This window comes from Kitasatospora sp. NPDC088134 (genome assembly GCF_044741705.1).
GTDB lineage: Bacteria > Actinomycetota > Actinomycetes > Streptomycetales > Streptomycetaceae > Kitasatospora.
Genome location: NZ_JBIUTD010000002.1, coordinates 188,300 through 201,594, shown reverse-complemented (window position 1 = coordinate 201,594; position 13,295 = coordinate 188,300). Strand labels below are relative to the sequence as shown.

Here is a 13,295-nt window from a genome sequence, read left to right as displayed (position 1 = left end):
GCGGTCCGCGCTGACCAGACATCCCACGCCAAGTTGACAGGTAGGAAGCAATGAGACTTCGCAAGGCCGCGTACGTGCCCGCGATGCTGGCGATCAGCGCGCTCACCCTGACCGGTTGCTCCAGCGGTCACAACACCAAGACCGACAACACCAACTCCGCCAAGTCCGAGGTGCAGAACTTCGGCCTGGGCACCCTGGCCGACTCCACCGGCCCGGCCAAGGACGTCGCCGGCGCCAAGCCGGGCGGCACCGCGCACTCCATCGAGGCGGCGGGCTTCGACTACCTCGACCCCGGTCAGATCTACGTCAACGAGTACCAGGCCGTCGCGCAGCTCTACAGCCGCTCGCTGACCGGCTACAAGACCGACCCGGCCACCGGCAAGACCATCCTGGTCGGCGACCTCGCCACCGACACCGGCAAGCAGTCGGACGGCGGCAAGACCTGGACGTACACCCTCAAGGACAACCTGAAGTTCGAGGACGGCACGCCGATCACCTCGAAGGACGTCAAGTACGGCGTCGAGCGCCTGTACGCCGACTACCAGGACCAGGGTCCGACCTACATCCAGACCTGGCTGTCCGGCGCGGACTACCGCAAGGTCTACCAGGGCCCGTACGACGGCAAGGAGCTCGGTGACGACGTCATCGGCACCCCCGACGACAAGACCATCGTCTTCCACTTCAAGGAGGCGCACGCGGACACCCCGTACGCCGTCCAGATGCCGAACATCACGGCCATCCAGAAGTCGAAGGACGACAAGGAGAAGTACAACGACCACCCGGTCTCCATCGGCCCCTACAAGATCGCCAGCTACGAGAAGGACAAGTCCCTCAAGCTGGTCAAGAACCCGAACTGGGACCCGAAGTCGGACCCGATCCGCCACCAGTACGTGGACGGCTGGGAGTTCGAGCTCTCCATCTCGAACCCGCTGCTGACCCAGCGCCTGCTGGCCGGCAACGGTGACGACAAGAACGCGCTGACCCTGGTGACCAACGCCGACAACGCGTCGATCGCCAAGATCCAGGGCGACCTGGCGACCTACAAGGACCGCCTGACGAACAAGTTCCTGCCGTTCGTCGACACCTTCGACATCAACAACACCCGCGTGAAGGACCCGAAGGTCCGCAAGGCCCTCGCCCTCGCCTTCCCGCGCGCCCAGGTGCAGAAGCTGCTCGGCGGCGCCGCCACCGGCGACCTGGCCACCAACCTGGTCAGCCCGACCGTGGCCGGCTGGAAGGACTCCGACCCGCTGGGCCTGAAGGCCAAGCCGGAGGGCGACCCGGCCGCCGCCAAGGCCCTCCTGAAGGAGGCCGGCGCGGAGAACTACCCGATCGTCCTGGCCTACTCGAACACCCCGCGCTGGCAGCCGGTCGCCGCGGCGATCCAGGAGGCCCTGAACAACGCGGGCTTCAAGGTCGACCGCAAGGAGCTGGACCCGACCAGCTACTACTCGGTGATCGGCAAGAAGGACAACGGCTTCGACCTGTACCGTTCCGGCTGGGGTGCTGACTGGCCGGTCGGCTCGACCGTCGTTCCGCCGACCCTGGACGGCCGCACCATCGCCGACGGTTCGCCGAACTACAGCCACTACAACAACGACGCCATCAACGCCGAGATCGACCGGATCAACAAGATCACGGACGTCAAGCAGGCGTCGGACGAGTGGATGAAGCTGGCCGACAAGGCCCTCGAGGACGCGCCGAAGATCCCCGCGGTCTACGACAAGTTCTTCCAGGTCTACGGTGCCGGCCTCGGCGGCGTGGCCTACAACGAGGTCATCGGCGCCACCGACATCTCCAGCGTCTACATCAAGTAGTGATCTGCCAGGGCGCGGGAACCGACCACCGGTCCCGCGCCCTGCCGGTGGGCCCGTCCGACCGGACGGGCCCGCCGTCTCCTGCCGCACACCGACACCAGGCCCACACACGGGTCCGCGACCGGGCCCGGCACTCTCCACGACGCGGCCGCCGACGGCGCCCAGACTCGGAAGAGCCCAACCCATGCTCAGATTTCTCACTCGCCGGGCGCTCGGCGCGATCATCATCCTCTTCCTCCTGGTCCTGCTGACCTACCTGGCAGTCATGACACTGCCGGTGGACCAGGCCCAGCTGAACTGCCCCAAGGGCTGCAGCCCGCAGCAGCTCGCGACGGTCCGCCACAACATGGGTCTGGACAAGTCGCACGTCGAGCAGGTCTGGGAGTACATCAAGGGCCTGTTCGTCGGCGTCGACCGCGGCGACTTCGGTTTCTGCAACGCACCTTGCCTGGGCTACTCGAACTCCCGCCACCAGTGGGTCATCGACGTGATCATGTCGAACTACCCGGCCACCATCATGCTGGCCCTGGGCGGTTCCGCGGCGTTCCTGATCATCGGCGTCAGCCTGGGCATGCTCTCCGCCTGGAAGCAGGGCAGCATCTTCGACACCGTCGCCAGCTCGCTCTCGCAGCTCGGCCAGTCGACCCAGATCTTCTTCGTCGCCCCGCTCGCGATGGCGCTGTTCGTCACCAACCTGCACTGGCTGGACAAGCCCGGGTACACGCCGTTCACCGAGGACCCGATCACCTCGATCACCGGCATGATCCTGCCGTGGCTGGTCATGTCGATCATCTTCTGGTCGAACTACACCCGCCAGGTCCGCTCGCTGATGATCGAGCAGTTGTCCGAGGACCACATCCGGGCGGCCCGCGCCAAGGGCATGTCGAACCGCTACGTCTGGTGGCGCTACGCGCTGCGCGGCGCGATGGCCCCGATCGTCACCATCTTCGGCCTCGACCTGGGCGTCGTGCTCTCCGGCGCGATCATCACCGAGGTGTCCTTCGGCATCCAGGGCCTGGGCATGCTCGCGGTGAAGTCGATCAACTCCCAGGACACCCAGCTGGAGCTCGGCGTGCTGCTGTTCAGCGCCGCCGCGATCCTGATCTTCAACATCGTCGTCGACGCGGTCTACGGCGTCCTCGACCCCCGGGTGAGGATCGGATGAGCACCTTCGCATCCGCCCCCGCCCCGCACCACCCCGTCCCCGAGGAGATCCGACCGTGAGCACCCTCACCAAGTCCGAGGCCGGCACCCCGGCCGCCGCGGGCGACGCCTTCCTCTCCGTCCGCGACCTGCGGGTCCGGTTCCGGACCGAGGACGGCATCGTCAAGGCCGTCAACGAGCTGAACTTCGACCTGCAGGCCGGCAAGACGCTCGGCATCGTCGGTGAGTCCGGCTCCGGCAAGTCGGTGTCCAACCTCGCGGTGATGGGTCTGCACAACCCGCGGAACACCACCATCGAGGGCTCCATCAAGCTCGACGGCCAGGAGCTGCTGACCCTGCCGCAGAAGGAGCTGGAGCGGCTTCGCGGCAACAAGATGGCGATGATCTTCCAGGACTCGCTGGCCGCGCTCTCGCCGTACTACACGATCGGCCGGCAGATCTCCGAGCCGTTCATGAAGCACACCGGCGCGAGCAAGCGCGAGGCCCGCACCCGGGCGATCGACATGCTGGCCAAGGTCGGCATCCCGCAGCCCGACAAGCGGGTGGACAGCTACCCGCACGAGTTCTCCGGCGGCATGCGCCAGCGCGCGATGATCGCGATGGCGCTGGTCTGCAGCCCCAAGCTGCTGATCGCGGACGAGCCGACCACCGCGCTCGACGTGACCGTGCAGGCCCAGATCGTCGACCTGCTGAAGGAACTCCAGGAGGAGTCCGGCACGTCGATCATCTTCATCACCCACGACCTCGGCGTGATCCGCGAGATCGCCGACGACGTGCTGGTGATGTACGCGGGCCGGGCGGTCGAGCGCGGCACCATGCGCCAGATCCTGAAGACCCCGCAGCACCCGTACGGCTGGGGCCTGTTGAGCTCCATCCCGCGGATCAACGCGTCGGTCGACCTGCCGCTGCGGCCGATCCCGGGCTCGCCGCCCTCGCTGCTGAACCCGCCGTCCGGCTGCGCGTTCAACCCGCGCTGCGAGTTCCGGTCCGAGGTCCCCGGCGACCGGTGCACCACCGAGCGCCCCGGGCTGGACCTGGTCGACGAGAGCGGCCACCTGTCGGCCTGCCACCTCACCCACGCGCAGAAGCAGTCCATCCTCACCGAGCAGATCCTGCCCCGGCTGAGCAGCTGAGTCAGATTCTCGGTTCAAGGAGCGAACAACCATGAGTGCAGAGCAGAACGTGGGCGGCACCGCCGCAACCGGCAGCCCGCTGCTGGAGGTGTCCGGGCTCACCAAGCACTTCCCGGTGATGGGCGGTTTCCCGTTCAAGCGCCAGGTCGGCGCGGTGCAGGCGGTCGACGACGTCAGCTTCACGGTGCACGCGGGCGAGAGCCTGGGCCTGGTCGGCGAGTCGGGCTGCGGCAAGTCGACCACCGGCCGCCTGGTGACCCGGCTGTACGAGCCGACCGCCGGCTCGATCAAGTACCTGGGTCAGGACATCGCGCACGCCTCCCGCAAGGAGCTGGCGCCGGTGCGGTCCGAGATCCAGATGATCTTCCAGGACCCGTACTCCTCGCTGAACCCGCGGCACACCGTCGGCACGATCATCACCGGCCCGATGGAGATCAACGACATCAACCCGCCGCAGGGCCGCGAGGCCCGGGTGAAGGAACTGCTGGAGATCGTCGGTCTCAACCCGGAGCACTACAACCGCTTCCCGCACGAGTTCTCCGGCGGCCAGCGCCAGCGCATCGGCGTGGCCCGTGCGCTCGCCCTGAACCCGAAGCTGATCGTCGCCGACGAGCCGGTCTCCGCGCTCGACGTGTCGATCCAGGCCCAGGTGGTCAACCTGCTGCAGGAGCTGCAGAAGGAACTCGGCATCGCGTTCGTGTTCATCGCGCACGACCTGTCGATCGTCCGGCACTTCTCGCAGCGCGTCGCGGTGATGTACCTCGGCAAGATCGTCGAGATCGCCGACCGCGACTCGCTGTACAACCGCCCGCGGCACCCGTACACCCACGCGCTGCTCTCGGCGGCCCCGGACGCCGACCCGGACAACCTGTCCGCCGAGCGCATCCGGCTGACCGGTGACGTCCCGTCGCCGCTCAACCCGCCGTCCGGCTGCCGGTTCCGCACCCGGTGCTGGAAGGCGCAGGAGAAGTGCGCGACGGAGGAGCCGCCGCTGATCCAGCTCTCCGGCAGCGTGGACAACCACCTGACCGCGTGCCACTTCCCGGAGGACGGCACCAACCCGGCCCTCCCGAAGCAGCGCGCCGAGGTCTGAGCCCTCACCGCGCGACCCGAAGGGGCCCCCGCCGATCCGTTCGGCGGGGGCCCCTTCGTGCGTGCGCTCAGACCTCCCGCTCGCCGGCGAAGTGGCAGGCCGAGTCGTGCCGGGCCCGCCCCTCCAGCCAGTCCCGGACGGTCAGCGCCGGGTCCTCCACCGAGCACTTCTCCTGCGCCTTCCAGCAGCGGGTGCGGAACCGGCAGCCGGACGGCGGGTTGGCCGGGGAGGGCACGTCGCCGGTCAGCACGATCCGGTCCCGGTGCTCGCGGGCGGTCGGGTCCGGCACCGGCACGGCGGAGAGCAGCGCCTGGGTGTACGGGTGGGTGGCGTGGTCGTAGATCTCCAGGTCGGTGCCGATCTCCACCATCCGCCCGAGGTACATCACGCCGACCCGGTCCGAGATGTGCCGGACGATCGACAGGTCGTGCGCGATGAACATGTAGGACAGGTTGAACTCGTCCTGGAGCTGCTCCAGCAGGTTGATCACCTGGGCCTGTACCGAGACGTCGAGCGCGGAGACCGGCTCGTCGCAGATGATCACCTCGGGCTTGAGCGCCAGACCGCGGGCGATGCCGATCCGCTGGCGCTGACCGCCGGAGAACTGGTGCGGGTACCGGTTGATGTACTCCGGGTTCAGACCCACCACGTCCAGCAGGTCCTGGACCGCCTTGCGCCGGTCGCCCTTCGGCGCCACCTCGGGGTGGATCTCGAACGGCTCGCCGATGATGTCGCCGACCGTCATCCGCGGGTTCAGCGAGGTGTACGGGTCCTGGAACACCATCTGGATGTTGCGGCGCACCGCCTTCAGCCCGGCGCCGGACAGGTGCGAGATCTCCTCGCCCTTGTACTTCACCGAGCCGGAGGTCGCGGGCTCCAGGTTCATCAGGACCTTGGCCAGGGTGGACTTGCCGCAGCCGGACTCGCCGACGATGCCGAGCGTCTCGCCCTGCATCAGGTCGAAGGAGACGCCGTCGACGGCCTTGACCGCGCCGACCTGCTTCTTGAACAGCACGCCCCTGGTGAGCGGGAAGTGCTTGACCAGGTCGCGGACCTCCAGGATGGGTTCGCCGCGCGGCACCTCCTGGGCGAACGCGACCTCCTCCGGGGTGGTCGCCCCGAGCGGGGTGGCGCCGTTAACCGTCATGGAGGGTCTCCTTCCAGAAGAAGCACGCGCTGTGCCGCCCGGGCAACGGCGTCCCGTCGTCCTCGGCGACCACCGCCAGCGGCGGGACGTCCCGTCGGCAGACGTCCTGGGCCCGCGGGCAGCGCGGGTTGAAGGCGCAGCCCGGCGGGATCCGCAGCAGGTTGGGCGGCAGGCCCTTGATCGCGAAGAGCTCCTGGCCCTTCTGGTCGAGCCGCGGGATGGAGTCCAGCAGGCCGCGGGTGTAGGGGTGCGCGGGCCGGGCGTACAGCTCGTGCACGGGGGCGGTCTCGACGATCCGGCCCGCGTACATGACGGCGATCTTGTCGGCGACGTCGGCGACCACGCCGAGGTCGTGGGTGATCAGGATCAGACCCATGTGGTACTCGGCCTGCAACTCCGCCAGCAGGTCCATCACCTGCGCCTGGACGGTGACGTCGAGGGCAGTGGTCGGCTCGTCCGCGATGATCAGGTCGGGCTCCAGGGCCAGCGCCATCGCGATCATGATGCGCTGGCGCATGCCGCCGGAGAACTGGTGCGGGTAGTCCCCCACCCGCTCGGCGGCGGCCGGGATGCGGACCCGGTCCATCAGCTCGATCGCCTTGGCCCGGGCGTCCTTGCGGTTGGTGCCACGGTGCGCCCGGTACATCTCGCCGAGCTGGTAGCCCACCGGGAGGACGGGGTTGAGCGAGGAGAGCGCGTCCTGGAAGATCATCGCGATCTTCTGGCCGCGGATCTTCCGGCGCTCCTCCTTGGACATCTTCAGCATGTCCCGGCCCCGGAACAGGATCTCGCCCTGCGGGATGCTGGCCGGCGGCATGTCGAGGATGCCCATCACGGCCTGCGCGGTGACGGACTTCCCGGAGCCGGACTCGCCCAGGACCGCGAGCGTCTCGCCCGCGGACACCGAGTAGTTGACGCCGTTGACGGCCCGGACCACGCCCTCCCGGGTCTTGAACTCCACGTGCAGGTCCCGGACGTCCAGCAGCGGCCCGGTGAAGGGCTCCTCGCGGGCGGGTCGGGCCTGGTCGGCGACGGTGCTCATGTGCCTCTCCGCTCGCTCAGCGCAGCTTCGGGTCGAGGGCGTCGCGCACCGCGTCGCCCAGCATGATGAAGGCCAGCACGGTGATCGAGAGCGCGGCGGCCGGGAAGAACAGGGCGAACGGGGCCTGCCGGATCACCTTCTGCGCGGACGAGATGTCCACGCCCCAGGAGATCGTCGGGTCCTGCAGGCCGATGCCGAGGAAGCTCAGCGTGGCCTCCGCGGTGATGTAGCCGCCGAGCGCGATGGTGGCGACCACGATCACCGGGGCGAGCGCGTTCGGCAGGATGTGCCGGAACATCAGCCGCCCGGTGCCGGCGCCGAGCGCCCGCCCGGCCACCACGTAGTCGGACTGCTTGACGGTGATCACCGAGCCGCGCATCACGCGGGCCAGCTGGGTCCAGCCCAGGAAGGCCAGCGCGATCACCACGGACCAGACGTTGCGGGTGGCGAAGGCGTTCAGCAGCACCAGGGCGCCGAGCAGCAGCGGGATGCCGAAGAAGATGTCGGTGAGCCGGGAGATCACCGCGTCGACCCAGCCGCCGAAGTACCCGGCGGTCATCCCGGCCAGCCCGCCCAGCAGGGTGACGGCCAGGGTGACGCAGATGCCGACCGTGATCGAGGCCCGGGCGCCGTAGAGCACCCGGGCGTAGATCGAGCGGCCCTGCCCGTCGTAGCCGAACCAGCCCGCCCCGAAGAAGTCGGTGTAGTCCGGCTTGCGCAGGTAGTTGCGGGTGAGGTCGGCGGCCCGCGGGTCGGTGCTGGTGAACAGCCCCGGGAAGATCGCGATCACCACCAGCAGCAGGATCAGCACCGCCGAGATCAGGAAGATCGGCCGTCGGCGCAGGTCCCGCCAGGCGTCGCCCCAGAGGCTGCGGGCCTGCTCGCGCTTGGCCGGGTCCGGTTCGCGCAGCGTCTCCTGCTCCACCGCCAGGCCCTGCTGGCCGACGTAGTCCAGGTGGTCGCTGTCCGCGGGCGGAACGCTCCGCAGCGGGTCGTGGTCGTCGGGGAGGTCCCCGTTCCGGTCAGGCATAGCGGATCCTCGGGTCCAGGACGGCGTACAGCAGGTCGACGACCAGGCTGGCGACCAGGTACACCAGCACCAGCACGGTGACGATGCCGACCACCGTCGGGCCTTCCTTCTGGTTGATCGCCTTGTAGAGGACGTTGCCCACGCCGGCGATGTTGAAGATGCCTTCGGTGACGATCGCGCCGCCCATCAGGGCGCCGAGGTCGGTGCCCAGGAAGGTCACCACCGGGATCAGCGAGTTGCGCAGCAGGTGCCGGCCGATGATGGTGCGCCGGGGCAGGCCCTTGGCGACGGCGGTGCGCATGTAGTCGGCGCGCAGGTTCTCGCCGATCGAGGTGCGGGTCAGCCGGGCCACGTACGCCAGCGACAGCGAGGCCAGCACCAGTCCCGGCAGGATGAGTTGGCCGATGTCCTTGGAGTCCTGCACGGTCGCGGTGACCCAGCCGAGGTTGATCGCGAACACCGTCTGGGCGATGTAGCCGAGCACGAAGACCGGGATCGAGATCACGATCAGGGTCACCACCAGCACCAGGGTGTCGGCGATGCTGCCGCGCTTGAGGCCGGCCAGCAGGCCCAGCGGCAGGCCGATGAAGATCTCGAAGAAGAAGGCGACCAGGGCCAGCCGGATGGTGACCGGGAAGGCGTCCGCCATGATCTCCGAGACCGGGCGGCCGGTGAAGCTGGTGCCGAAGTCCAGGTGGAAGATGTTGTTCATGTAGTGCAGGTACTGCTTCCACAGCGGCTGGTCGAGGTAGTACTTGTGCCGCAGGTTGGCGACCTGCGCGGGGTCGGCGGCCTTGTCGCCGAACATCGCCGCGATCGGGTCGCCCGGCAGGCTGTACACCATCAGGAAGATCAGCAGCGTGGCCCCGAGGAACACCGGGATCATCTGGAGCACGCGCCGTAGGACGTAATGGCCCATGGGAGCCCTCCCTCCGAAGGGGTGACGTAGTGCCGGAGCCCCGCCCTCCGTGCGGGGAGGACGGGGCCGGCGTCGGGTGGGGTCAGCCCTTGACCTCGACCTGGGTCCAGGCCGGGTTGCCGAAGGAGTCGAACTTGACGCCCTGGACCTTGGTGGAGAAGCCGGAGTTGCTCCGGTAGTACCAGAGCGGGATGGCCGGCATGTCGATCGCCAGCTGCGCCTCGGCCTTCTGGTAGCCGGTGGCGGTGTCCTGGACGGACGCCGCCTGGTCGGCCTCGTTGGCGAGCTTGTCGAACTCCGGGCTGGAGTAGCCGGTGTCGTTGGAGGCCGCGCCGGTGCGGTACACGTCGGCGAGGAAGTTGGCGTTCAGCGGGTAGTCCTGCACCCAGCCGGTGCGGAACAGGCCGTTGATCTGGTGGCCGGTGATCGCCGCGCGGGCGGTCTTGAAGTCGGTCTTCGGGTCGCCGGCGCAGTTGACGCCGGTGGCCTGGCGGATCGAGTTGCAGACCGCGTCGACCCACTCCTTGTGGCCGCCGTCCGCGTTGTAGGTGATCTTGATGGCGTTGCCGGGGACGCCGCCGCCCTGCTGGATCAGCTGCTTGGCCTTGTCCGGGTTGTAGGTGCAGGCGTCCCCGCAGGTCCCGGACTTGTAGCCGTCGACGCCCTCGGCGACCCAGGCGGTGGCGGGCTTGCGCGAGCCCTGCAGCACCGTCTTGGTGATGGTGTCGCGGTCGATCGCCATCGACAGGCCCTGCCGGACCTTGTTCTTGTCCTGGCCCTGCCAGTCGCCCTGGTAGAGGGTGAAGCCGATGTTCTGGATCGCGCCCTGCGGGGCGTCGATCGCCCGGTCGCCCAGGTCGTTCTTGTAGTTCGCCAGCGCCGACGGCGGCACCTGGTCGATCACGTCGAGGTTGTTGGACTGCAGGTCCGCGTAGGCGGCCTCGGCGGTGGTGTACATCTTGAAGATCACACCGCCGTTCTTCGGCTTGTCCACGCCCTGGTAGTTGGCGAAGGTCTTGGTGACCACCTGCGCGTTGTGGTCCCAGCTGACGAACTGGTACGGCCCGTTGCCGACCGGCTTCTGCCCGTAGCCCGCCGGATCCTTGAAGAACCCCTCCGGCAGCGGTGAGAAGGCCACGTAGCCGAGCTTGTACGGGAAGTACGACACCTTGTTGGTCAGCTTGATGGTGAAGTGGGTGTCGTCCTGGACGGCCAGGCCGGACATGGTGTCCTTGGCCGGGGCGCCGCTCTTCGGGTGGACATCGGCGTAGCCCTCGATGTCCGAGAACCAGGAGCTGTTGATCTGGTTGTTCTTGGTGTTCGCCGCCCAGTTCCAGGCGTCCACGAAGCTCTTCGCCGTCACCGGCGTGCCGTCGTGGAAGGTCCAGCCGGACTTCAGCGTGACGTTGAAGGTCTGCGAGTCGCTGGTGTCGATCTTGTCCGCGACCTGCATCCGCAGCTTGCCGTTGGACGGGTCGTAGTCGGCCAGGCCCTTGAACAGGTTCTGCACGATGCGTCCGCCACCGGTCTCGTTGGCGTTGGCCGGCTGCAGCGGGTTCTGCGGCTCGCTGCTCTGGTAGGTGAACGTCTTGCTGGTGTCCGACGAGCCTCCACCGGAGCCGCTGCCACTACTGCCACAACCCGTGGCCACCAGGGCCACGGACGTCGCACTGACCAGGGCCCAGCGCACGCGGGTGCCTGCAGGCATGGAGCTTCCTCCTCAGGGGTGTATGACGCATCTCACCTCATGAGAAGGGCCCGGCCGGTGCGGCGCGACCGCAGTAGGGCCGGACGGGGTAAGGCGGGCCTGACGACGCGTCAGGGGCGCGGGCGGTGGCCCGCGCCCCTGACGGCGTGTCGGTTCTGCACTCCCCCGCTAGGCGGCCGCGGGCTCCCGCTCGGCCGCGAAGTGGCAGGCCGAGTCGTGCCGGGCGCCGCCGGTCAGCAGGGTCGGCGCCGCGAGCAGCGGGACCTCGGTGGAGCAGCGCTCCTCCGCCTTCCAGCAGCGGGTGCGGAACCGGCAGCCGGACGGCGGGTTGGCCGGGGAGGGGATGTCGCCGGAGAGGATGATCCGCTCGCGGTTCTCCCGGTCGCTCGGGTCCGGCACCGGCACGGCGGAGAGCAGCGCCTGGGTGTACGGGTGGGTGGCGTGGTCGTAGATCTCCAGGTCGGTACCGATCTCGACCATCTTGCCGAGGTACATCACGCCGACCCGGTCCGAGATGTGCCGGACGATCGAGAGGTCGTGCGCGATGAACATGTAGGAGAGCTCCAGGTCCTGCTGGAGCTGCTCCAGCAGGTTGATCACCTGGGCCTGCACCGACACGTCGAGCGCGGAGACCGGCTCGTCGCAGATGATGATCTCCGGCTTGAGCGCCAGACCGCGGGCGATGCCGATCCGCTGGCGCTGGCCGCCGGAGAACTGGTGCGGGTACCGGTTGATGTACTCGGGGTTGAGACCGACCACGTCCAGCAGGTCCTGCACGGCCTTGCGCCGGTCGCCCTTCGGGGCGACCTCGGGGTGGATCTCGAACGGCTCGCCGATGATGTCGCCGACCGTCATCCGCGGGTTCAGCGAGGTGTACGGGTCCTGGAACACCATCTGGATGTTGCGGCGGACCGCCTTGAGGGCCGCGCCGGAGAGCCGGGAGATGTCCTCGCCCTTGTAGAGCACCTGGCCGGCGGTGGCCCGCTCCAGGTTCATCAGGACCTTGGCCAGGGTGGACTTGCCGCAGCCGGACTCGCCGACGATGCCGAGCGTCTCGCCCTTGTGCAGGGTGAACGAGATGCCGTCGACGGCCTTGACCGCGCCGACCTGCTTCTTGAAGAGGACGCCCTGGGTGAGCGGGTAGTGCTTGACCAGGTCGCGGACCTCCAGGATGGGCTCAGCCATGGAGGGTCTCCTTCCAGAAGTGGCAGGCGCTGCGGCGCCCGGCGAGCTCCGCCCCGTCCCGGTCGGTGACCTGGTGGAGGGCGGGGATCTCGGTGCGGCAGAGGTCGGTGGCCGCGTCGCAGCGCGGGTTGAACGCGCAGCCGGCCGGGACCTTGTAGAGGTTGGGCGGCAGGCCCTTGATCGCGTACAGCTCCTCGCCCTTCTGGTCCAGTCGCGGGATCGACCGGAGCAGGCCCTCGGTGTAGGGGTGGGCGGGGTTGGCGTACAGGTCGTGGACGGGGGCGGTCTCGACGATCCGGCCCGCGTACATCACGGCGATCTTGTCGGCGACGTCGGCGACCACGCCGAGGTCGTGGGTGATCAGGATCAGACCCATGTGGTACTCGGCCTGGAGCTCGGCGAGCAGGTCCATCACCTGGGCCTGGACGGTGACATCGAGGGCGGTGGTCGGCTCGTCGGCGATGATCAGGTCGGGCTCCAGGGCCAGCGCCATCGCGATCATGATGCGCTGGCGCATGCCGCCGGAGAACTGGTGCGGGTAGTCGTCGACGCGCTGGGCGGCGGCGGGGATGCGCACGCGGTCCATCAGCTCGATCGCCTTGGCCCGGGCCTCCTTCTTGGAGGCGCCCTCGTGCACGCGGAACATCTCGCCGAGCTGGTAGCCGACGGAGAGCACCGGGTTGAGCGAGGAGAGCGCGTCCTGGAAGATCATCGCGATCTTGCGGCCGCGGATCTTCCGGCGCTCCTCGGCGGACATCTTCAGCATGTCCCGGCCCCGGAACAGGATCTCCCCGGCGGTGATCCGCCCGGGCGGCATGTCGAGGATGCCCATGATGGTCTGCGCGGTGACGGACTTGCCGGAGCCGGACTCGCCGAGCACGGCCAGGGTCTCGCCGGCCGCGACCGAGTAGTTGACGCCGTTGACGGCCTTGGCGACGCCGTCCCGGGTCTTGAACTCGACGTGCAGGTCACGGACTTCGAGCAGCGGGGTGCCCGGGGCCGGGCGGTCCTTCGCGGCGTTGGTGGTCTTCGCGGGTGCGGTGGTCATGGTGCGGGC

General features: G+C 68.6%; 11 protein-coding genes. 4 read left to right on the top strand and 7 right to left on the bottom strand.

What is annotated here, in order from left to right:
* The first annotated feature begins 50 nt into the window (after window positions 1–50).
* From ACIOHG_RS04485 to ACIOHG_RS04470, 4 genes are all read left to right on the top strand, one after another.
* Window positions 51–1,817, top strand: a complete 1,767-nt coding sequence (locus ACIOHG_RS04485) for an ABC transporter substrate-binding protein (protein ID WP_400945187.1) — start codon at window positions 51–53, stop codon at window positions 1,815–1,817.
* A 184-nt stretch (window positions 1,818–2,001) separates the two neighbouring features.
* Window positions 2,002–2,982, top strand: coding sequence for an ABC transporter permease (locus ACIOHG_RS04480; RefSeq protein WP_400945185.1), 981 nt, complete (start codon window positions 2,002–2,004; stop codon window positions 2,980–2,982).
* 55 nt (window positions 2,983–3,037) lie between these two features.
* Window positions 3,038–4,114 (top strand): ABC transporter ATP-binding protein, encoded by a 1,077-nt coding sequence (locus ACIOHG_RS04475; RefSeq protein ID WP_400945183.1) that lies wholly within the window; start codon window positions 3,038–3,040, stop codon window positions 4,112–4,114.
* Window positions 4,115–4,145: 31 nt separating this feature from the next.
* The gene (locus tag ACIOHG_RS04470; RefSeq protein ID WP_400945181.1) at window positions 4,146–5,207 is read left to right on the top strand and encodes an ABC transporter ATP-binding protein; all 1,062 of its coding nucleotides are present in this window, start codon (window positions 4,146–4,148) and stop codon (window positions 5,205–5,207) included.
* A 67-nt stretch (window positions 5,208–5,274) separates the two neighbouring features.
* Here ACIOHG_RS04470 and ACIOHG_RS04465 read toward each other — a convergent pair whose 3' ends face one another.
* The 7 genes from ACIOHG_RS04465 to ACIOHG_RS04435 form a co-directional block, all read right to left on the bottom strand.
* Window positions 5,275–6,354, bottom strand: a complete 1,080-nt coding sequence (locus ACIOHG_RS04465) for an ABC transporter ATP-binding protein (protein ID WP_400945179.1) — start codon at window positions 6,352–6,354, stop codon at window positions 5,275–5,277.
* The gene (locus tag ACIOHG_RS04460; RefSeq protein ID WP_400945177.1) at window positions 6,344–7,396 is read right to left on the bottom strand and encodes an ABC transporter ATP-binding protein; all 1,053 of its coding nucleotides are present in this window, start codon (window positions 7,394–7,396) and stop codon (window positions 6,344–6,346) included. Before ACIOHG_RS04460 ends, ACIOHG_RS04465 begins: the two co-directional genes overlap by 11 nt.
* A gap of 16 nt (window positions 7,397–7,412) precedes the next feature.
* Window positions 7,413–8,426, bottom strand: a complete 1,014-nt coding sequence (locus ACIOHG_RS04455; RefSeq protein ID WP_400945175.1) for an ABC transporter permease — start codon at window positions 8,424–8,426, stop codon at window positions 7,413–7,415.
* Complete coding sequence (locus ACIOHG_RS04450; protein WP_400945173.1) at window positions 8,419–9,345, bottom strand: ABC transporter permease; 927 nt, start codon at window positions 9,343–9,345, stop codon at window positions 8,419–8,421. The genes ACIOHG_RS04455 and ACIOHG_RS04450 overlap by 8 nt, the downstream gene beginning before the upstream one ends.
* Window positions 9,346–9,427: 82 nt before the next feature.
* Window positions 9,428–11,053 carry an ABC transporter substrate-binding protein gene (locus tag ACIOHG_RS04445; protein ID WP_400945171.1) on the bottom strand — a complete coding sequence of 542 codons (1,626 nt, stop codon included), beginning with the start codon at window positions 11,051–11,053 and terminating at the stop codon, window positions 9,428–9,430.
* Window positions 11,054–11,221: 168 nt separating this feature from the next.
* Window positions 11,222–12,238 (bottom strand): ABC transporter ATP-binding protein, encoded by a 1,017-nt coding sequence (locus tag ACIOHG_RS04440; protein WP_400945169.1) that lies wholly within the window; start codon window positions 12,236–12,238, stop codon window positions 11,222–11,224.
* Entirely contained in the window at window positions 12,231–13,286 is a 1,056-nt protein-coding gene (locus ACIOHG_RS04435; protein WP_400945167.1) for an ABC transporter ATP-binding protein, read from the bottom strand. Before ACIOHG_RS04435 ends, ACIOHG_RS04440 begins: the two co-directional genes overlap by 8 nt.
* Window positions 13,287–13,295: the final 9 nt, after the last annotated feature.